Genomic DNA, 19,152 nt, shown 5'->3' with positions numbered 1-19,152 from the left:
CCGGGGGCAGCGGACATGTGTGGTGTCCGCTGCATGCTGATGAATCAGCCTTTACCCGTGAACGGGTCATCCAGCTTATCCAGACGTCTTTCTGCGTTGCGCAACACGTCCTGTGCTCCCGGGGTGGATGCATATGCCTCCAGTTCAGCAGCAAGAGCCTGTTCCATTTCTGTTGCTGTCATGGCAGCAACATCGGCCGCAGAGCGGTTGTCGCGAATAATGAGGTAGCTGTGCAGGATATTAAGTGGTGCCACATTTTTATTGATGTTTTTCAGTCCCTGCTGAACCGCCAGCCAGTCACCCGGCCACTGCAGGCGATACAGTTTGTGCCGGTTGTAAGTTTCATTCGTTGTGTTACAGGCCATACGCCAGAACTCCTCAGACATGTTGATGAGCGTATTTTCACCTTCCGGCAGACTGAACGCAGCGAAGTAATCAATGCCGGACGGCAGTTGTTGATGATTTGTATTCATCTTTTTTCCTTTTTAAGTCAATTGGTTATGAATATAAAGATGCTGTCCGTACCTTCTGACCGGGGTCGGCAAACTTACCGGTCTGAAAATGTACAGACAGTTACCGGGATTTTTCTCCCGACAGCTGTACGTCCGGCACCCTTTTTTCTTTTTTTACATAGTCCGGTTTCTGGCCCTGTGGGTCGGTATACCTGTTCCCGTTAAATGAGAAGGAGTGGAATCATGAACCGTAATCCGTCTGAAAATCTGTCTGAAAACACGTCCCGTCAGTTCCTGTCCCTGGCCTCGCCAGCAGAGGCTGCATGCCATGCACTGCTTCGTTTCATTGAACGTGAGATTCTTGAGAAAAATGCGCCTGAAGAGCAGGTCCGGGAACGTTGCAGGGTATTCACCACACTGCTTAATGAGGGATTTACTGCCCTGTCTGATAAGGCAGGGCAGAATTTAGCTGACCTCCGGGAACAGTGCCGGCAACTGGAGCATCACATCACCAGACTTGGAGATGAATGCAACGATGTTAATCGCAGAAGCGCAGAGATTACCCGCAACATCAATCGGGCTTTCGATATGAACATAGCGCTTGATATTGCCAGTCGGTCATGTAATTCAAAGCCTTCTGGTTCGTCCAGTACTCACTCCAGTAGTCCGTCAGGGCAAGAGACATCTCAGCAGGCGTCATCTGCTCAACCGTTGCGGGGAGCCAGTGATGCTGATGAATAAGCGCAAACTTAACAGCTTCCGGAATGCTGGTGAGGCTATCATCCCGGAAAAACCAGTGGCGGCTGTGAATCAGCCAGTGCCCGAGCCAGCAGAGTCGGTAAGCGAGCTTATGGTCTGCGCCGGGAAAGATTTCAGTTCCCTGGTCAAAGAAGGTTTTACAACGTTCCACATCGTCGGGTTTCATGCGTCCGGCTTTCCAGTCTTCAAAGTATTTTTCATTGCTGTCAGTGACATAAGGACAGTTGTTATCAATGCCGGACGGCAGTTGTTTTTCTGTATTCATAAGATTTTTCCTTTAAATCAACTTGTTATGAATGAACGGATGCTGTCCGTACCTTCTGACCGGGGTCGCCAAACTTACCGGTCTGAAAATGTACAGACAGTTACCGGGATTTTATTCCCGACAACTGTTCGTCCGGCACCCTTTTTCCTTTTTTTACACAGCCAGGTTTCCGGTTATCTGCGGGGAAGTGACGCACCTGGCGGGCTGAGAGATATGGAGGTGAAAGTATGTCTTCCTCAGTGAAATATTCTCCGGTTCCGGCGGTCTTAACCCGCCCTGAATCGCTGGCTGAACTGAACCTGCTGATGACCCGGATTGCCAGTGGGTGCCGTGTGGGGCTTCCGGCGTCAGGTCGTCCGGTCATTGCGGTGCATGGTGGTTATGTTTCATACAGTTCTCCACGCGCCGGACATGTTTTTCAGGACGGTTCCCGCCCGGAGACAGTGATGACCGTCAGTAACCGGGAACGGATGTGTGAATGGTTCAGTCAGGTCTGGCTTCCGTTGCATCTGGCTGCCCTTGAAGGCGATGAGAACGCTTTTTTCAGTGCGGAGGTCAACATGGTGCGCCGGGAGCTGCAGCGCGTTCCGGGGGATTCAGTGAACTGCATGTGCTGGGCAAGCCTTGCTGCACTGGCATTTGATGCTGAAGAGCGGGTGGAACTGCAGAAAGGCAATAATGAGAACATCGCAACATATGATGAGAGCATCTCGACATATGCATTCCGTGCTGCCTGTACTGTGAGTCGCTGTCTGAGCCGGAATGCTTCCGGAGGTATTCCGCGCTCATACCCTGAATGGAAAGCGATTTTGTTTCCCCGTGATGGTGCTGACATTTTCCCCGACGGGTGGCTGGAAAATATGACCCGTCGGGCTGAACGTGTTTTTACGAGTGCGAAACGTCAGTGTGGAATGCTCTCAGCCAGTCAGCCAGCGCTTTTTTCTCAACAAACACGTCAGTGTGCCAGTGAGCAATGCACCGGCCGTATTCAGGCCGGCCGGCATCATTCAGGGAGCCACCCTGACGTTTCAGTTTATGCAGAACGCTGTGCACAAGAAATGTCTCTTTCACCGGTCCATCCGGCCCGACAGTGTCCAGTTCAATCCACTGATTCTGCTGAAACGGAGTAAAAGGATGAGCCGATTCAATGCAGTTCGGGGGAAAGGGGTTACAGAGCCCGTCTTTTTCCGTCATGACCTTTCCGTTACTCAGCAGTCAGAACTGCAGGGTGTATTTCACTTCAGATTCAATGCCGGACGGCAGTTGTTTTTCTGTATTCATAAATTTTTTCCTTTAAAACAACTTGTTATGAATGAACGAATGCTGTCCGTACCTTCTGACCGGGGGCGGCAAACTTACCGGTCTGAAAACGTACAGACAGTCACCGGGATTTTATTCCCGACAACTGTACGTCCGGCACCCTTTTCCCTTTTTTCACACAGCCAGGTTTCCGGCAGTCAGAGGGGGAGGGTACGCCATGGCTGAAATGTCAGTTCTCTGTGCATACGAAGCAGAGCAGGCCGTTCTGGGCGGTCTGATGCTGGAGAATGAACGCTGGGATGAAGTGGTGCTGATGCTGAGTCCTGACGATTTTTATGTGGCTCCGCACCGGGCCATCTTCCGTGCCATGTCTGAACTGGCGGTGAATGGTCAGCCTCTGGACCTGATTACACTGTCAGAGCATCTGGAACATCAGGGCAGGCTGGACGTCCTGGGTGGTTTTGCTTATCTGGCCGAGCTCAGCAAGAACACACCTTCTGCGGCCAACATCATGGCCTATGCAGGCATTGTGGTGGAGAAAAGCGTTCTGCGTCAGTTACAGGCCACCGGAAACACCCTGATTGCTGATGTGGCGGCACCGAACGCCACATCACGGGACGTGCTGGATGCTGCAGAGCGGCGTCTGTTTGCTCTTGCGCAGAACAGGACGCTCCGGGAGCGCACGGAAGCCTCTCTTTCATCCGCGCTCGATACTGTTCTGCAGCAACTGGAAAGTGTGCTCGGCTCCGGTGGTGTGACCGGTACCCCCACGGGATTTGACTGTCTGGATGAAATGACCTGTGGCCTGCAGCCCGGCGACCTGGTCCTGCTGGCTGCCCGTCCGTCAATGGGGAAAACTTCTCTGGCGTTGTCCATGTGTCTCAGTGCCGCCCGGCGACGGACAGAAGAGAGCGTTCTGGTATTCAGCATTGAGATGCCGAAGGAGCAACTGATTCTGCGCATGCTTTCCATGCTGGGGCGTGTGGAGCTGAATCATTTGCGCAGTGGCAACATGGATGATGAGGACTGGGCGAGGGTGTCATCTGCGGTTGGCATGGCGCTGGGTGACGGAGGCATGGATACGCTGGGTGAGCGCCTGATAATTGATGACTGCAGCCAGCAGACACCGTCATCGCTGCGTGCCAGTGCCCGCCGTTATACCCGCCTGTACGGTAAACCCGCTCTGATTATGGTGGATTACCTGCAGCTGATTCGGGCGCCGGAGCTGGAGAACCGCACACAGGAAATTGCTGAAATTTCCCGTTCCCTGAAAGCGCTGGGGAAGGAGCTGGGATGCCCGGTGCTGGCCCTCTCCCAGCTTAACCGTCAGGTGGAACAGCGTGCAGATAAACGCCCCAATAACGGTGACCTGCGTGATTCCGGGGCACTGGAGCAGGATGCTGACCTGATTATGTTTATTTACCGCGACGAGGTCTATAACTCCGATTCACTGGCAAAGGGGGAGGCTGAAATTATTGTCAGCAAGCAGCGTCAGGGGCCCACAGGCACGGTGCGGGTCAGATTCGACGGTCGTTACACACTGTTTACGCCCTCTGAAAATGACGGGCAGGGAGGATATGCGTGATGGCACACAAGCCACTGAATCTCGGGGCTGCCATTATGCAGCCCGGTCGTCAGGCCAGTGCCGCCGGTAATGTGGTGGCGCTGGGGGAAACCCCCATGATTCTGACGCTGGACCAGTTACGTCCGAATCCGGATAATCCGCGTTATGACGACATCAAAAACTCCATTCACGCCCGCGGGCTGGATACTGTGCCCAAAGTCACCCGTATGCCGGACAGTGAGCCGGATGTGTATATCTTCAGTGACGGGGGAAACACCCGTTACCAGATACTGACGGAACTCTGGAAAGAAACGGGGGACCCGCGTTTTTACCGTATTCATGTACTGTTCAAACCCTGGCCGGGACGGCTTCAGTGTGTGATTGGTCATCTGGCGGAAAATGAAGTTCGCGGTGAACTGACCTTTATTGAGAAGGCACAGGGCATTCACAAAGCACGCCTGATTTATGAGGAGTCTCTGCAGCGTCAGGTAACGATACGGGAACTGGCGACCTTACTGACTGATGAAGGATTGCCTGTCAGCCATACCTCCATCAGCCGGATGGAGCATGCCCTGAAATATCTGTACCCCTGGATCCCCGATCTGATGGAGTCGGGGCTGGGAAGCCCGCAAGTCAGAAATCTGCTTGCGTTACGTCAGGACGCAGAACGTGTCTGGGGGCAGTTTGCGCTGGCGTCCGGCACGGATGCGGAATTTGACCGTGTGTTCGGGGAAAGCTGCCGGAAGTTTAATTCGCCGGAGCTGTGGTCACTGGAGATGTTTCGGGATGAGCTGATCGGGGATTTGTTGCAGGCGCTGCCACATCCCTCCCTGGACTACGACCGGTGGCTGCTGGAGCTGGATCCAAAAGAGCGGAACCGTCGTCACCATTTTGGTGAGCCGGAACCGGTGGTGGTGCCGCCTTCAGTCCGTGACAGTGGCACAGGGCAGTCCGGTGCACAGGTATCCCGTATCCGGCCTGAGGTACCGGAAATCTCTGCCCCTGATACTGAGCCCGGACAGCATGATGTTGCCCGACCGGAGAACGCTGTTTCTGACACAGGCCTCACTGAAAAATGCGGGTTTCCTTCCCCGGAGGAGACTGCAGACAGAGCGCCTTCTTCTGCCGGGAAAGTCCGGCGTTCAGAGATGCAGCCGGATATGTACGGTGGTGAGCCGGTCTTCAGCGGTGATGCTGTGGACGCGGGGATTGCCGGGGCCGCTGTGCCATCCGTTATGACCGGCGATACAGCGCCGTCCGGAACACCTGATGCACTTCCCGCGTCTGTGACGCATTTTGCTGAAGGACGGGATGATATCGAGCATCTGCAGAATGAGGCCTTCCGGCTGGCATGGGAACTGGCTGAGTCTGCCGGCTGTGCTGAAGAAATTGCCATGGACAGGGAAAGTGACCTGTCGGCTGGTTTCGGGACTGCAGAGGAGAAATGTTCGCCGGTGACGGCATTTCTGATGGGGCTGACCGGTGATGCACCGCTGACAGTGTCTCCCGTCAGTCTGACAGACCTGCTGACAGGTGGCAGTGCGCCGGAGGCATGGCCACTGCTGGATGATGAACATGCCGTGAAGCTGCTGCGTCTTCTGAGTGTGCTGCGCCGTCTGCGCGCCCTGCAGCGTAGTGTGTTACCCGAAGATGATGAGGAGGATGAAAGTGATGAGTGATATGCCGCATCAGGAGCGTCTGGTCAGACGGGTCAGGAAACTGCTGGAGCTGAGCCGCAATAACAGCAATGCCCATGAGGCCGGGCTGGCGCTTGCAAGGGCGCAACAGCTGATGGCGAAACACGGTATCACGGAGCAGGATGCGGGACTTTCTTCGGTGCAGACGTCTTCATCACAGGGGGCACCTTCTGAGGCTGAAAAAGTTCCGGCGTGGATGTTTCGTCTGGTCATGGTGGTGTCACAGACATTTGGCTGCAGGGCGTATTACGACTGGCGGTTGATGCCCGGTGGCAGGTATCGCCGGTGTGTGACGTTTTACGGTTTCAGTGAACGTCCTCAGGTGGCGGCTTATGCGTTTGATGTTCTGTGCCGTCAGCTGAGGGACGCAACGGATGCGTATCTCCGTACACAGAGCCGGTGGCTGAAACTGAGCACCCGCCGTGCCCGGGCCGCCCAGTTCCGTGATGGCTGGGTTCCGGGCGTTCGTCAGGTGGTGATGCCATTCAGTGTGACAGAAGAGGAAAGCCGGCTGATGCGTCTCTGGCTGGAGCAGCAGGCGATGGAGACGGTGGCCCCCCGGGAGGTGAAAGCCTGTCGCGGCGGTGACCTGGTCCGCTGGCAGGGGTGTGAGGCCGGGAAAAATGCCTTACTGCATCATGGTGTGGGGGGAACTGTCCGCCAGATGGTGCCGGGGCTGATGATACGGGAGGCGTCATGAATAACAGCTTATCTCAGGCAACCAACGGTCTGCTGATGCAACTGGTGATGGACCTCAAAAGCGGCTACCTGCGTCGTTGTGAATCTCTGGGACTGGCCCGGGAAGAAATGCAGATGCTGCAGGGACTGACCATTGAGGAAATCCATTACCTGTCGAACTCGGAAGTGTCGGTTATCCGGCTGGACATTAATCATGAAAACCTGCTGCGTATGCTGCAGCAGGCCCGGACGGAGCAGAAACGTCTGCAGCGCATTGACCGTGCACTGGCGCTGGGTGGCTCCATTGAGCTGATGGCGTTTTACTTTGGACTTTCCAGTGTGGATGTTGCGGCGCGCCGGCGCATTGCCGGTATTGATGTTCGGCCGGGACGTGGTGTCATGCTGAGCGATGAGGAAAGTGCAGAGCTGTGGCGTTTATGGCAGAAGGCGGGCATCACGGATGTGGAGAGTGCGGACGGACTGGATGTCATGATGCTGGCTGCGGAGCAGATGAATATCCCGCTGACGGCCATCTGGCATGCAGTAAGGGGATGGTGCGCTGACCGGCAGACGGAGCCGGTAAGGAATGCGTCATGAAAATGACAGAACTGGCACCGGGCATTCTGGCCAGCCCGTGTGTACCGCCGGCCTGCTGTCGTAAGGCGGTTCAGATGGTCAGTCTGTTCCGGCAGGGTGTGCGTAATTACCGGCAACTGAATGACCGGGGGACCCGTTATTACAAGATAAACGTCGGACGCGCCTGGCGTCTGCTGAGCCGTAACCGGGGAGAGACCTGGGAACTGCTCAGTCATGAGCGTTACAACTGCGCCAGACGTAAATGAAATGTGCAGGCCGGACCGGAGTATCGGGGCCGGCCCTGTTGACGACAAGGTATTGCACAGGAAATTGACTCCCATGAATGAGCTTAGCTGGAAAGCGTTGAGTAAGGCGGTAAAACGATATCAGGATGTGCTGTCGTGGAGTCGTTCAGACAGACACAGTCCGGGCGCTGAGCGGGAATTAGCTGCTGCAGCCGGAAATATCAGGAAGGCCATTGGTGATCAGGAAATTGACGTGATTGTGGAACTGGTGACGGAACTGGAAGATGCAGAATGGAGAATTACAGTATACGGCTTCCTCTTATTATTGACGTGGGCATTAATCGCCCTGTACATCCTGTTTTTCCGGTGAACGGGTAAAACGTGAAATTGCGTGGGAACTGGATGATGGTTCTCGCAGGGTGTTAAGGGGTGAAAAACAGGAGGCAATCAATGAACAGTATTCATTATCAGGCACTGCGTGAGGCAGCGCAAAACTATCAGTCGATGCTGGCGTGGTATGAGGCTATCCCGGATAGTCCAGACGCCGAGGTTAATTGTGATGAAGCTTTGGCTGCGTTTAAGCGTCAAATTCGTCACAGGGAAGTGGATATTATCGCCGATCTGCTGGATGAACTGGAAGCCGCAAAAAAGCGTATTGCAGAACTGGAGGAGGAGAAAGAAACGTTGCGTCCGGTTGGTGTTATGAGCAGGAGAGCATTTTGGCGGCTTGAGAATAGAGAGTCACGATTTATTGCACTCTGGCCCGGACCGGGAATATGCCTGCTGCGTAAACGTCCTGATGACGGCGTTATTGTTTACGCCAGAACCGACGCCGGCATTGGCGTGAAGCAGCAAAATGACACAGGGATTAAGGATTAATCGAAAATGTTTAGCCAGCCCCCTGCATCCAGCAGGGGGCTGTAATAAGCATTTTTGTACCGGATAAAAAGCGGCGATATTGCCGCTACTGAATGAGGTGATTATGGCGTTACCTGCGGAAAGCCTGATTGCGTATACCCTGGAAAAAATGAAGTACCGTATGGCCACCGGAGCCCGGAAGGAGGAGGGGCGAATACGCAGCGGACTGTTGTTCACCGGCAATGTGCACGATGCCATTCCGCGTCGTCTGTTGCTGGATACGCGTCTTTCACCGCTGGATAAGGTGGCATGGATGATGATCCGGCTGTATGCGCAGAATAATGAGGGGGCCATTTTTCCTACTTACGATGAACTGCAACTGCAGCTGGCATCGCCGGGAAAGGGAAAAGCCTCCAGAGAAACCGTCAGCCGGGTATTACTGATGTTGCGGATCACGGGCTGGCTGAGCCTGTGTAAACGGGTTCGTGATGATAAAGGCCGGGTTCGGGGAAACATTTACGCCCAGCATGACGAGCCCCTGACGTTCTGCGATGCAGAGGCGATGGATCCACGTTATCTGGATATGGTGGTAGAAGCCTGTATGAGCCGGAACCGGACCATCAGTCAGACGGCACGGGATATTCTGGGGGAAATAAAAAATGATCCGGGAATGCGTCACTATCGCAGCCATATCAGTCAGCTGGAAACCCGGATAGGAAGTGCCCAGACACCGGGGCAGATGGCTGCCCGTCAGCGGGTGACGGAGGGCAGAATGCAGCCGGGTTCGGAAACCGAACCGGTGGTGGAAACACTGAGTTCGGCACCGGAAAATCTGAGTTCGGTTTCCGAATCGGGTAAAAAAATGGGGCAAGAAAGACAGAGTTCGGATCCCGAACCATCAGGAAAATCAGCAGGTTATCACAGAGTCCGGAAACCGAACAATTACGTACGTAATATCACACACAGTGTGATTAAAAACACGTACGTACTGCCGGCGTCGCTGACGGGGCAAATCAGGGAGGAGGATGCCATTATGCTGACCAGTCAGTTGCAGGCGTTGCCGGAAGCGCTGGCACAGGGGGTGCTGGAAAGTCTGTCTGGGATGCTGGGCAGTCAGTCACTGCAGAACCCGGTGGGCTGGCTGCTTGCGGTGCTGAAGCGTGCCCGGGAGGGAAATTTTTATCCGCCGAAACAGAAACAGTGCGTCGCTGCATCAGCCACCACACGGGCGGGAGAAGGAGAGCGCTCCACTTCGCAACCTGTTGTCACCCGGAAACGTACAGAACCTATTTCAGCAGAACGTCTGAGCGGCATTGTGGCAGGGCTGCGGGCCTCCCTGCGTAACCGTTCCGCGATAAGAGTCCGGTGAAGTGGAAGGTGTTACTGGCACCAAAGTACAAAAAATAGCCGATGGTGGCAGTGCCACCAAAGTACAAAAATTAGCCGATGGTGGCAGTGCCACCAAAGTACAAAAATTAGCCGGTGGTGGCAGTGCCACCAAAGTACAAAAATTAGCCGATGGTGGCAGTGCCACCAAAGTACAAAAATTAGCCGATGGTGGCAGTGCCACCAAAGTACAAAAATTAGCCGATGGTGGCAGTGCCACCAAAGTACAAAAATTAGCCGATGGTGGCAGTGCCACCAAAGTACAAAAATTAGCCGATGGTGGCAGTGCCACCAAAGTATAAAAAATAGCCGGTGGTGGCAGTGCCAACAGAGAGCGAAAATTATGCTGCGTCAGCAGCATGGAAGGCGGCGGCACTGAATATCCTGAAACATCTGACGGTAAACCGCCGAAGCCCGGCGTCAGCCGGAAACATCCTGACAGGATGCAGTGTTCCCCTCCAGCCCTGCCAGACCCTGTTTGTTTCTGGGGAAAGCCAGGATTGCATAAAGGGACCGGAGGACAGGGGGAAAACCGAATACTTGTCGCCGTTTTTCTCGTCAGTATACTTTCCGCGCTGAAATTTTGACTAAGGAAGGATTTTTTATGACCAAAATTAAAATTCTGGCACTCAGTATGCTGACCGCTATATCGGTGAACACAGCTTATGCTGAAAGCACTCTGACACTGGGGGCCGGTGTCGGCGTGATTGATCAGCCTTATAAAGGTTACGACTCAAAAGCCTGGCTTATCCCGGCAGTGTCTTATGACGGCGACAGCTTCTGGTTCCGTGGTCTGGGCGGTGGATATTACCTCTGGAACGATGCTGCAGATACTCTGTCGGTGATGGCCTACTGGTCGCCGATGTATTTCAAACCGGATGACAGCAATGATCATCAGTTACGCCGCCTTGATAAACGTAAAAGCACGATGATGGCCGGGGTGTCCTGGTCCCATCACACGCCGTATGGTTTTCTGCGAATGAGTCTGGCGGCGGATGTTCTGGATAACAGTAATGGCGTTGTTGGTGATGTGGCGTGGTTATACCGTTATGTGAATGGCGGATTCACCCTGACACCGGGTATTGGTGTGGCGTGGAGCAGCCAGAAACAGAACGACTATTATTATGGCGTATCGCGTCGTGAATCTGCGCGCAGCGGTCTGGAGCGGTATAAAGCGGATAATGGCTGGTCACCTTACCTTGAAGTCAGTGCAAATTACACCTTTGCCAGCAACTGGGGGATCTACGGAACCGCACGTTACAGCCGCTTATCTGATGAAGTTAAAAACTCTCCCATGGTGGATAAGTCATGGGATGGACTGTTTTCCACCGGGATCACTTATCGTTTCTGATATCGGTATGATCTGATGCTCACCGGTGCCGGATCACGGGCACCGGTGTACTGTACTTCCCTTTCTTCCCCATTTTTCTGTGGCCTGAATCTGGTTTTCTGTTGTTCCTTCTGCGCTTCGTCCTGACGATCTCACTTTATCCCTGATTGTTATAAGGAACTGATATGAGTGAAGATAAACTGAACCAGAAAGAAGTGCGGGCCGGCGCATTGCAGTCCTCGCTGTCCATTCTGTTACATACCCACTATGCCATCCGCCTGTGGGAAGGGCGCAAAACGGAGAAGGTTTCCGGTGACGGTAAACCCCGTCCGGGTATCATCAGCATGCCTCAGGTCATTGCCCGGGCAGGGCAGGCAACCCGGGATGCGGAGCGTGATAATCCCTGGGCGGATATGCTGCTGGTCAGGCTGGAGGAGGCGTTATCGCAGGCATCGGAGCAGATCCGCCAGCAGGTCGCCGGACTGGAGGCGGTGCTGAACAATATTCCCGGCAATATCGTGATCTCAGATATTGCATCATCTTCGCCCGTGAACATTGGTGTTTTCAGCAGTTCTCCGCTGGGGTATCGCTGTGTCTGGCTGCTTGTGGGGTATGACGAACTGGTCATGAAAGCGTTTCATGCCTTTCACTACGGGCTGATTTCGCGGGCGCAGCGGGACAACATACTGGATACCGGAGGACACGCTGTCCGTAAGGTGTATGGCGTGGCACAGTCCTATAAAACGGTTCATGCCACCCGGCAGGATATTTTATCCGGCACGGAGAAGGGCAGGGTGGCTGTCAGCCGTTTTGGCAAACCTGATCCGGATGTCATGAGTGGTAAAAAACGCTCTGTTTTTTCTCCGCCTCTGAAATAATACAGCGGAGGTACCATGCAACTCTATTTGTGTGAAAAACCGTCACAGGCGCGGGATATTGCCCGGGTGCTGGGACTCAGCGGGCGGGGAGAGGGCTGTATTGAAGGTGATACTGTCACGGTCACCTGGGCTGTGGGGCATCTGCTGGAGCTGGCCGCCCCGGAAGCGTACGGGGAGCAGTTCGGGGTTCCCTGGCGTATGGAGTCGCTTCCCGTTCTGCCAGAAAACTGGCAGATGACGGTTAAACCGCAGACGAAATCCCAGTTTACGGTGATCAGCCGCCTGCTGAAGCGTGCGTCTGAAGTGGTGATCGCCACGGATGCGGACAGGGAAGGAGAAGTCATCGCCCGGGAACTGCTGGCGTACTGCCGGTACCGTGGGCCAGTCCGCCGGCTGTGGCTGTCAGCCCTGGATGAGGCCAGCGTCCGGGAGGCGCTGGCAAATATTCTGCCCGGTGAGCAGACGGCCCGTCTGTATGATGCCGGCCTGGCCCGTGGTCAGGCTGACTGGCTGATCGGGATGAACCTGACGCGTCTGTATACCCTTAAAGCCCGGGCGTCGGGGATCCCGGATGTGTTATCCGTCGGAAGGGTACAGACGCCGACACTTGCCATGGTGGTCAGACGGGATCAGGAGATTGCCAGTTTTGTACCACGCCCCTGGTGGCAGGTGTTTGTCGGGCTGGAGAACGACGGGATCCGGTTCCGGGCCGTCTGGGTGGCGGCAGAGCAGTACTGCGATGAAGAGAAACGGTGCGTGAACGTTCAGGCGGCCCGGGCCGTTCTTCAGTTGTGTCAGCAGACACCGTCAGCGGTGGTGCATGAGGTGACCCGGAAGCGTGAAAAAGCACCGGCTCCGCTCTGTTTTTCGCTGGGGACACTGCAGGAGGCCTGCTCCCGGAAATTTGGTATGGGGGCGCAGACTGTGCTGAATATCGCGCAGTCCCTGTATGAGACGCACAAAGCCACGACGTATCCCCGGACGGACTGTGGCTATCTGCCTGAATCCATGCAACAGGAAAGCCGGGAGGTACTGGCGGCAATGGCGCGCTCAGATCCTGCCCTGACGCCGGTTCTGGCACAGCTCGATCCCGGTTTTGTTTCACGTATCTGGAATGACAAAAAAATTACGGCACACCATGCCATCATCCCGACCCGGCAGGTCTTTGATATCAGGGCACTGAGTGAAGATGAGCTGAAGGTATATCTGCTCATTCGCCAGCATTATCTGGCCCAGTTTCTGCCCCTGCAGGAGTCTGATATTACCGATGCAACACTGACACTCGGCGGGCAACGGTTCAGGGCCCGCGGGAAAGTGAATGTGGTGACGGGCTGGCGAGGCCTGTTTTCCGGGGAAGCAGCAGAAGATGCTGAAGGCGAAGATGAACAAACGACGGAAATGGCGTTGCCGGCGCTTGAACGGGGTGAACACTGCCGGATTAGCGGTTCAGAACTGAAGGACCGGATGACGTCACCTCCGGCCCCTTTTACGGAAGGGACCCTGATTGCCGCCATGAAAAATGCTGCCAGTCAGGTCAGTGATCCGAAGCTGAAAAAAGTGCTGAGGGAGAATGCCGGTCTGGGGACGGAGGCCACGCGGGCCGGTGTGCTGGAGGTGTTATTTGTCCGGCAGTATCTGGAGAAGAGCGGGAAGAATATCCGGTCAACGCAACGGGGCAGGGAACTGACGGCCGCCCTGCCGGAAGCCCTGACCAGCCCGGGAATGACGGCGCTGTGGGAGCAGGCTCTGGATGATATAGCACAGGGCAGAATGTCGCTGGATACCTTTATGGACAGACAGCAGCAGTGGGTGCGTCATCTGGTCTCATCCGGGCGGGAACAGCCCTTCAGTATGACGGTTCCGGTGACGCCGCCGTGCCCGCTTTGTCAGGGGCCGACCCGGCAGCGAAAGGGAAAGCACGGGCTGTTCATGAGCTGTCAGCGGTATCCTGAGTGTAAGGGCGTGGTGAACACGCAGAAAAAGGCCGGGCGGCGAAAAAAATCGGGAAAAACTAAAACAGAGTAATCTTAATTTCTCCCTGTTCAGGATCGGGTAGTGTGGTTAAGCTTTGATGCAATACCCTGCTGACCACAGTGGAGCGGGCAGCTCCAGGGTCCGGTAACCCGTAATGCACACTCGCGGGGTTACAAGGCGCATCCCCTCCGTGAAAACCGCGCCGGGATTTATCCCCGGAGATGATGAGAGTTAACCCCGGGGGCTGGTATCCCCCTCAGGCACCGGAAATCCCGGTGCCTTTTTTATTTGTTTTAGCGTTGACATTTGTCAGTGGTGACTTAAAGATGACCGGGCTTGACTGTCGTTTTTACGACCACCAATGTTCCGGCAGCCTGTGAGGAACGCCTTCGGGTGGCTGCATTCAACACCCCCTGAGCCTGAAAGGGTGGTGCATTCCACGTGAATGGGGTAAATCTGCGCGCTCTTGAGAGCAGAATGTCGTCACAAAAAGCGCATTATGACGCGACGATGAGGGCTTTTTTATCTGTTCAGACAGCCGGAATTCAGCTGATCCGGCATCCCCGACGGGAACATTCACTCCCGTCAGGGATGGTGATGTTCTCCGTCATCACATTTTTTAACTCCATGGAGAAATCACCATGTCTGTAAATACTGCCAAAACTGAATACTTTAATCTGACCCTGAAAGGTCTGGGGTATCTCAGTAATGTACGTCAGGTGAATCACCAGAACGGCTCGTTTCTCAGCTGTGTGGTGAATGCGCTGAGCGGACCCACGGACAGCCCGTCCTACGTCCGTTTTGATGTCACGGTTGCCGGTAAAGAGGCGACCGCCCTGATTGCCCGCTGCCAGAAGGCGGTGGATGAAGATCGCAAGGTGCTGCTTGGCTTCACGCTGAGCAACCTGTCCACTGACATTTTCACCCTGAACAAGGGAGAGCATGCCGGTGAGCAACGCGTCAGCCTGAAGGCCCGCCTGATCAAGGTGGACTGGATCAAGATAGGCCAGGAGATGGTTTACAAGGCTGAAAAATCAGACTCCCTGCCGCCACAAAACGGCACCATGCAACAGCAATACGCAGAAAACTCTTTCTGATCGTACTTTTCTCAACCGTCCTGATGAAAACAGACTGCCTCATCAGGGCGGTCTGTTTTCTTATTGTCTTTATCTTTAAGGAAACTTCCCATGCAACAGTCAAATGGCATTCTGGCCGCACAGGCCGGTTATACGTTACCCCTTCAGGTTCTCAGCAGCGTACGTGGTTATTATATTGGTACTCAGTGTGATGAGGGACCGGTGTCCCGCGAATCCATGGAGTATTACAGGAACCATGAGCAGGCGGCACAGGCGCTGGAAAACGGCACCTGGACGCAGCGGACGTGTGCGTGAGGATGAGGAGGGCATATGGCGTCACGCGGTATTAATAAGGTGATACTGATAGGACATCTTGGACAGGACCCGGAACTCCGTTACTTCCCCAATGGCGGCGGAGCTGTGGCGAACCTGACTTTGGCCACCAGTGAATCCTGGCGTGATAAACAAAGCGGTGAAATGAAGGAGCAGACCGAGTGGCACCGCGTGGTGATTTTCGGAAAACTGGCGGAGATTGCCGGTGAATACCTGCGTAAGGGGTCACAGGTATACATCGAGGGCCAGTTAAGGACCCGGAAGTGGTTCGATCAGCAGAATGGTGTTGATCGCTACGCAACGGAGGTGGTGGTGAGTGTCAACGGCACCCTGCAGATGCTGGGCTCTCCGCGCCAGCAGGGCAGCGGTGCCGCACCCGCACACAGCGGTCAGGGAACTGCCGGGGCGCCGGCGGGTAACTCACCGTCACCGGCTTCCGGGAACGGCGGGGGAATGCCGATGGATTTTGACGACGACATTCCTTTCAGTGGACCGGGATATGGCGCTGAACGGCGGATTATCCATGCCATGTAATGTTAACCCCGGGGGCATCACTGCCCCCATTTTTACCAAGGAGGTATCGTGAGTGAAAAAAATCATACCACCCCCACGCCACACGATGCGGCGTTCAGGGCGATGATGGAAACCCCTTCGGTTGCAAGGGATTTTCTGGAGGCTGCGTTGCCGCCAGCACAGTTACAGCGGTGCGATATGAACACCCTGAAGCTGGAGTCGGCCACGTTTGTGGATCCGGATCTGCGTCAGTTTGCCAGTGACGTTCTGTGGAGCATGAAAACCACCGATGGCCGTGATGGTTACATCTACGCGCTGACGGAACATCAGAGCTCTGCGGATCGTTTTATGGCCCTGCGCATGATGCATTATGTGCTGGCGATAATGTATCGCCACCTGAAAACGCATAATCGGGCTCCCATTGTGATCCCGGTGCTTTTTTATCACGGTGAACCCAGTCCGTATCCGTACAGTCTGAACTGGCTGGACTGTCTGGACGATCCGGCGTTTGGTCGTGAGCTTTACGGCGAAGGAAAGCCGCCCCGCGTTATTGATGTTGGTCTTCTTGATGATGAGGGTATCCGCTGCTATCAGCAGATGGCTGCCCTGATGCTTCTGATGAAGGTCCGTCAGCGGAAGGGCGATCTGATGACGCAGCTTGACTTTCTGTCACAGTTGCTTCAGATACAGGGAACACACGATCAGGTGGTGGTTCTGTTAAACTATATGGTGAAGGCGTGCGATTCGGCTTCACCGGAATTTATACGGGCGATGGCAGAACATCTGCCCCGGTATGAGGATGATATTATGACTATCGCTGAACGACTTCGTCAGGAAGAGAGAGAAAAGGCGCTTGAGAAGATGCTTGAGGCAGCCCGTCGGATGCAGAAGATGGGGATGTCGCCTGAGAGTATTCAGGAGATCCTGCAGCTTTCTGATGAAGAGCTGCAGAAAGCGCTCGGTTAATCCGTTTCCGTGTTATCACGGGGCGGGGTGTGGCTGATATGAGAGGCCACACCCCGCATTATCAACATCACGCCAGCTTTTACGCTGGCGTTTTTTTTGGTAAGAGAAAATCTGACAACGTTTTTTTCCTTACGGGAGTTTCAGACAATGGTTGATTGTAAAGAAAATGCGTATATGGACGGGATGCGTGATGCGGAACTGGCGGTTGCATGGAAATTACTTATGTGCAGATGCTTTTCCACCATGTCCATTGAAATACTTTCGAATGCCAGCCCGGGGGATTTTCTTATGCTTCTGATGACGAGACATAAACAGGAAATCGCATGGGCATTGCAGAATGAGAATTTTTCGGAAGAGAAAATTTGCCATATTGCACAAATTTCACCAGCGGAAATAAACGCGCCTTACAGACCGCGGTATACCCGGAAACAATACATGAGAGAAGTTGCTACCAGGTTGCGTGAGGAGGGCGTATCACGGCCTGATATCTGCAGGATGACCACGCTGGGGGCAGAGTTACTGTCGGATGATAACTGGCAATGTTATGAGGAACATTATGCTAAAGGATACACGGATGCACTATATGAAACCGTATGGCGAATGGATAAAGCGAAATATTGCACCAGTACTGTCCATCAGATTACAGGGTTATCGTTGCAGGAGATTGGTCGTGTGCTGAGTCAATGTGAATTTTTGTGTCGGGCGCGCCAACTGGCAAAAAATGATGATGATTTCGAAGCGTTTAAATCGGCCTGTGAATTATCAGATAGTGTTATTAGTACTGTGCTTCGGGGGTGAGTTGTCCGTCAGTATGTCGGCCCCTTATCTTCCGGAACCATGACTATTGATAACGGCCTTTGTGCCGGCGTTTTTTTTGTTTACTGATAATGAGTTGTTCGTTGAGCCTGTCGGCGCTTCTTTGCACAGTGACCGCTGTTTTATCACTGCAGAGGAGTTATCCGGATGAAGATGCAACCCGGGATCTTATTTTCCCTGGTTACCCTGGCCCTGCTGGCCGGGTGTAACAGCCCACAAAAACTTCAGCAACGTGCGCCGGCCATGCCGGTACCTTCCGTCAGCGTTTCCCGCAATGTGCAGCCGGTGTCACAGGATATTTATGCGCAGCCGGCACCGGAAGTGGTGCGTTACGACCGTTACCTGCTGGTCAGCACGGCACCACAGGCCGCACAGCGTGACCCGCTTTCCCAGGTGATTGATATCCGTATTCCGGCGTCGTTAAAGCCCACCGTGGCCGATGCCATGCGTTATGCCCTGAAACAGTCCGGTTACACGCTGTGTGCCACCGGGCCGGCCAATGGTGTGCTGTACCGCCAGCCCCTGCCCGCCGTGCAGTATCAGCAGGGACCGGTACGACTGCGTACGGCCCTGCAGGTGATGGCGGGACCGGCCTGGCAACTGGAAGTGGACGATGTTCAGCGGGTGGTCTGCCACAGTCTGCGGGAGGGGTATCAGTTACCGGCAGGCCAGCTGGCACCGGTGCCGGCTTCTCCGGCAATCACGGCTCCGGTGGCACAACCGGCTAAGGGAGGCTTCCTGAAAAAATGAGCGAACAACAGGAGATGATGACACCCGTTCCGGCAGATAAACCCACAACACGCCGGTGTTCACTTCTGCGGGGCGTGGCAGTGAGTTCCCTGATTCTGCTGGTTATGGTGACGGGCGTGGCGCTGTATCTGACAGGGCGCGGCATGCTGGCGATGGATACCCGTCTGGCAACACTGGAACAACAGCAGCGGGAGCGTCTGACACCAGCGGCGCTGGCCCCGTTGCAGTCACGACTGAGTGAACTGGAGGCGAAGCTGCAGACAGAGAGTGCGCGTCTGGCGCAGCTGGCCCGGCAGCCCGTTCTGACGGCGTCTCAGCAGACGCAGCTTAAGGAACTGCCGGCGTCCCTTGAGCAGATTCAGGCGGCACAGAAGGCCCTTTCCCTGCGGCTGGACATACTGGCGGCACTGGCAGAGAAGTCACAGTCCCGGGCGGTTCAGTCCGAATCCCCCTCGGCTTCCGGCACCGGGAAAAAGGACGTATCCGGAACGAAAGAACCCTCTCCGGTGGTACAGAAAACTGCCCGCCCTGCAACGGCACGTACAGGTATGTCGCGCACCTCCCGCCAGGCGCCGTTTGTGCTGACCGGCACCGAGCGCCGGGGGGCGCTGTCATATGCGGCGGTGGCACCCCGGGGATATACCAGTCTGTCGCAGGTGGCACTGCTCGGGGAAGGTGAGAGTGTGGCCGGCTGGACACTGATTCATGCCGGTCATGAACAGGCGACGTTCCGGGTAAACGGACGTCAGGTACAGGTCAGGGTGGAGTGAGTGAAG

Annotated in this window: 23 protein-coding genes; 22 read left to right on the top strand and 1 reads right to left on the bottom strand. The window is 55.0% G+C overall.

From position 1 onward, the window contains the following. Positions 1-44: 44 nt before the first annotated feature. A complete protein-coding gene (locus ACE15A_RS20230; RefSeq protein ID WP_053509800.1) occupies positions 45-473 on the bottom strand; it encodes a hypothetical protein in 429 nt (142 codons plus the stop codon). A 222-nt stretch (positions 474-695) separates the two neighbouring features. Between ACE15A_RS20230 and ACE15A_RS20225 the strand changes: the two genes are divergently transcribed. From ACE15A_RS20225 to ACE15A_RS20120, 22 genes are all read left to right on the top strand, one after another. Next, entirely contained in the window at positions 696-1,193 is a 498-nt protein-coding gene (locus tag ACE15A_RS20225; RefSeq protein ID WP_164984562.1) for a hypothetical protein, read from the top strand. Further along, entirely contained in the window at positions 1,180-1,719 is a 540-nt protein-coding gene (locus ACE15A_RS20220) for a hypothetical protein (protein WP_226998531.1), read from the top strand. Before ACE15A_RS20225 ends, ACE15A_RS20220 begins: the two co-directional genes overlap by 14 nt. Beyond that, positions 1,704-2,606 (top strand): hypothetical protein, encoded by a 903-nt coding sequence (locus tag ACE15A_RS20215; protein ID WP_053509802.1) that lies wholly within the window; start codon positions 1,704-1,706, stop codon positions 2,604-2,606. Before ACE15A_RS20220 ends, ACE15A_RS20215 begins: the two co-directional genes overlap by 16 nt. Before the next feature lie 347 nt (positions 2,607-2,953). Further along, complete coding sequence (gene dnaB-PI / locus ACE15A_RS20210; protein WP_053509804.1) at positions 2,954-4,321, top strand: SPI-7-type island replicative DNA helicase; 1,368 nt, start codon at positions 2,954-2,956, stop codon at positions 4,319-4,321. Beyond that, the gene (locus ACE15A_RS20205) at positions 4,321-5,979 is read left to right on the top strand and encodes a ParB family protein (RefSeq protein WP_053509806.1); all 1,659 of its coding nucleotides are present in this window, start codon (positions 4,321-4,323) and stop codon (positions 5,977-5,979) included. The genes dnaB-PI and ACE15A_RS20205 overlap by 1 nt, the downstream gene beginning before the upstream one ends. Further along, a complete protein-coding gene (locus ACE15A_RS20200) occupies positions 5,972-6,697 on the top strand; it encodes a DUF2786 domain-containing protein (protein WP_053509808.1) in 726 nt (241 codons plus the stop codon). The genes ACE15A_RS20205 and ACE15A_RS20200 overlap by 8 nt, the downstream gene beginning before the upstream one ends. Further along, a complete protein-coding gene (locus ACE15A_RS20195) occupies positions 6,694-7,272 on the top strand; it encodes a DUF2857 domain-containing protein (protein ID WP_053509811.1) in 579 nt (192 codons plus the stop codon). Before ACE15A_RS20200 ends, ACE15A_RS20195 begins: the two co-directional genes overlap by 4 nt. After that, positions 7,269-7,517 (top strand): hypothetical protein, encoded by a 249-nt coding sequence (locus tag ACE15A_RS20190; RefSeq protein ID WP_053509813.1) that lies wholly within the window; start codon positions 7,269-7,271, stop codon positions 7,515-7,517. Before ACE15A_RS20195 ends, ACE15A_RS20190 begins: the two co-directional genes overlap by 4 nt. A gap of 73 nt (positions 7,518-7,590) precedes the next feature. Continuing rightward, entirely contained in the window at positions 7,591-7,866 is a 276-nt protein-coding gene (locus ACE15A_RS20185; protein ID WP_053509855.1) for a hypothetical protein, read from the top strand. Positions 7,867-7,946: 80 nt separating this feature from the next. Beyond that, positions 7,947-8,375: an ead/Ea22-like family protein gene (locus tag ACE15A_RS20180; protein ID WP_053509814.1), complete on the top strand. Its 429-nt coding sequence runs from the start codon at positions 7,947-7,949 to the stop codon at positions 8,373-8,375. A 103-nt stretch (positions 8,376-8,478) separates the two neighbouring features. After that, a complete protein-coding gene (locus tag ACE15A_RS20175; RefSeq protein ID WP_053509817.1) occupies positions 8,479-9,723 on the top strand; it encodes an STY4528 family pathogenicity island replication protein in 1,245 nt (414 codons plus the stop codon). 1 nt (position 9,724) lies between these two features. Further along, positions 9,725-10,042, top strand: a complete 318-nt coding sequence (locus ACE15A_RS20170) for a hypothetical protein (RefSeq protein WP_164984563.1) — start codon at positions 9,725-9,727, stop codon at positions 10,040-10,042. 302 nt (positions 10,043-10,344) lie between these two features. Continuing rightward, positions 10,345-11,091 (top strand): MipA/OmpV family protein, encoded by a 747-nt coding sequence (locus tag ACE15A_RS20165; RefSeq protein WP_053509820.1) that lies wholly within the window; start codon positions 10,345-10,347, stop codon positions 11,089-11,091. Positions 11,092-11,255: 164 nt separating this feature from the next. After that, on the top strand, positions 11,256-11,948 hold the full coding sequence (locus ACE15A_RS20160) for a PFL_4669 family integrating conjugative element protein (protein WP_053509822.1): 693 nt from the start codon (positions 11,256-11,258) through the stop codon (positions 11,946-11,948). A 15-nt stretch (positions 11,949-11,963) separates the two neighbouring features. Next, positions 11,964-13,973, top strand: coding sequence for a DNA topoisomerase III (locus tag ACE15A_RS20155; protein WP_064055780.1), 2,010 nt, complete (start codon positions 11,964-11,966; stop codon positions 13,971-13,973). 590 nt (positions 13,974-14,563) lie between these two features. Further along, positions 14,564-15,019: an STY4534 family ICE replication protein gene (locus ACE15A_RS20150; RefSeq protein WP_000115786.1), complete on the top strand. Its 456-nt coding sequence runs from the start codon at positions 14,564-14,566 to the stop codon at positions 15,017-15,019. A 90-nt stretch (positions 15,020-15,109) separates the two neighbouring features. Beyond that, positions 15,110-15,313 carry a hypothetical protein gene (locus ACE15A_RS20145; protein WP_053509826.1) on the top strand — a complete coding sequence of 68 codons (204 nt, stop codon included), beginning with the start codon at positions 15,110-15,112 and terminating at the stop codon, positions 15,311-15,313. Positions 15,314-15,328: 15 nt separating this feature from the next. Beyond that, entirely contained in the window at positions 15,329-15,865 is a 537-nt protein-coding gene (gene ssb, locus ACE15A_RS20140; protein WP_053509828.1) for a single-stranded DNA-binding protein, read from the top strand. Between the two features lie 48 nt (positions 15,866-15,913). Then, positions 15,914-16,810, top strand: coding sequence for an Rpn family recombination-promoting nuclease/putative transposase (locus ACE15A_RS20135; protein WP_053509831.1), 897 nt, complete (start codon positions 15,914-15,916; stop codon positions 16,808-16,810). 147 nt (positions 16,811-16,957) lie between these two features. After that, positions 16,958-17,608 carry a hypothetical protein gene (locus ACE15A_RS20130; protein ID WP_021580318.1) on the top strand — a complete coding sequence of 217 codons (651 nt, stop codon included), beginning with the start codon at positions 16,958-16,960 and terminating at the stop codon, positions 17,606-17,608. A gap of 171 nt (positions 17,609-17,779) precedes the next feature. Continuing rightward, a complete protein-coding gene (locus tag ACE15A_RS20125; RefSeq protein WP_170916235.1) occupies positions 17,780-18,376 on the top strand; it encodes a PilL N-terminal domain-containing protein in 597 nt (198 codons plus the stop codon). 80 nt (positions 18,377-18,456) lie between these two features. After that, entirely contained in the window at positions 18,457-19,146 is a 690-nt protein-coding gene (locus ACE15A_RS20120; protein WP_254610842.1) for a Tat (twin-arginine translocation) pathway signal sequence, read from the top strand. Positions 19,147-19,152: the final 6 nt, after the last annotated feature.

The sequence above is a fragment of the Salmonella sp. HY31 genome (assembly GCF_042604575.1).
GTDB lineage: Bacteria > Pseudomonadota > Gammaproteobacteria > Enterobacterales > Enterobacteriaceae > Salmonella > Salmonella diarizonae.
This window is presented reverse-complemented; position numbering and strand designations above follow the sequence as displayed.

What these genes read in the sequence shown, in the direction of transcription:
- ACE15A_RS20230 (WP_053509800.1), bottom strand. Translation starts at nt 473, where the DNA reads ATGAATACAAATCATCAACAACTGCCGTCCGGCATTGATTACTTCGCT.
- ACE15A_RS20225 (WP_164984562.1), top strand. Translation starts at nt 696, where the DNA reads ATGAACCGTAATCCGTCTGAAAATCTGTCTGAAAACACGTCCCGTCAG.
- ACE15A_RS20220 (WP_226998531.1), top strand. Translation starts at nt 1,180, where the DNA reads ATGCTGATGAATAAGCGCAAACTTAACAGCTTCCGGAATGCTGGTGAG.
- ACE15A_RS20215 (WP_053509802.1), top strand. Translation starts at nt 1,704, where the DNA reads ATGTCTTCCTCAGTGAAATATTCTCCGGTTCCGGCGGTCTTAACCCGC.
- dnaB-PI (WP_053509804.1), top strand. Translation starts at nt 2,954, where the DNA reads ATGGCTGAAATGTCAGTTCTCTGTGCATACGAAGCAGAGCAGGCCGTT.
- ACE15A_RS20205 (WP_053509806.1), top strand. Translation starts at nt 4,321, where the DNA reads ATGGCACACAAGCCACTGAATCTCGGGGCTGCCATTATGCAGCCCGGT.
- ACE15A_RS20200 (WP_053509808.1), top strand. Translation starts at nt 5,972, where the DNA reads ATGAGTGATATGCCGCATCAGGAGCGTCTGGTCAGACGGGTCAGGAAA.
- ACE15A_RS20195 (WP_053509811.1), top strand. Translation starts at nt 6,694, where the DNA reads ATGAATAACAGCTTATCTCAGGCAACCAACGGTCTGCTGATGCAACTG.
- ACE15A_RS20190 (WP_053509813.1), top strand. Translation starts at nt 7,269, where the DNA reads ATGAAAATGACAGAACTGGCACCGGGCATTCTGGCCAGCCCGTGTGTA.
- ACE15A_RS20185 (WP_053509855.1), top strand. Translation starts at nt 7,591, where the DNA reads ATGAATGAGCTTAGCTGGAAAGCGTTGAGTAAGGCGGTAAAACGATAT.
- ACE15A_RS20180 (WP_053509814.1), top strand. Translation starts at nt 7,947, where the DNA reads ATGAACAGTATTCATTATCAGGCACTGCGTGAGGCAGCGCAAAACTAT.
- ACE15A_RS20175 (WP_053509817.1), top strand. Translation starts at nt 8,479, where the DNA reads ATGGCGTTACCTGCGGAAAGCCTGATTGCGTATACCCTGGAAAAAATG.
- ACE15A_RS20165 (WP_053509820.1), top strand. Translation starts at nt 10,345, where the DNA reads ATGACCAAAATTAAAATTCTGGCACTCAGTATGCTGACCGCTATATCG.
- ACE15A_RS20160 (WP_053509822.1), top strand. Translation starts at nt 11,256, where the DNA reads ATGAGTGAAGATAAACTGAACCAGAAAGAAGTGCGGGCCGGCGCATTG.
- ACE15A_RS20155 (WP_064055780.1), top strand. Translation starts at nt 11,964, where the DNA reads ATGCAACTCTATTTGTGTGAAAAACCGTCACAGGCGCGGGATATTGCC.
- ACE15A_RS20150 (WP_000115786.1), top strand. Translation starts at nt 14,564, where the DNA reads ATGTCTGTAAATACTGCCAAAACTGAATACTTTAATCTGACCCTGAAA.
- ACE15A_RS20145 (WP_053509826.1), top strand. Translation starts at nt 15,110, where the DNA reads ATGCAACAGTCAAATGGCATTCTGGCCGCACAGGCCGGTTATACGTTA.
- ssb (WP_053509828.1), top strand. Translation starts at nt 15,329, where the DNA reads ATGGCGTCACGCGGTATTAATAAGGTGATACTGATAGGACATCTTGGA.
- ACE15A_RS20130 (WP_021580318.1), top strand. Translation starts at nt 16,958, where the DNA reads ATGGTTGATTGTAAAGAAAATGCGTATATGGACGGGATGCGTGATGCG.
- ACE15A_RS20125 (WP_170916235.1), top strand. Translation starts at nt 17,780, where the DNA reads ATGCAACCCGGGATCTTATTTTCCCTGGTTACCCTGGCCCTGCTGGCC.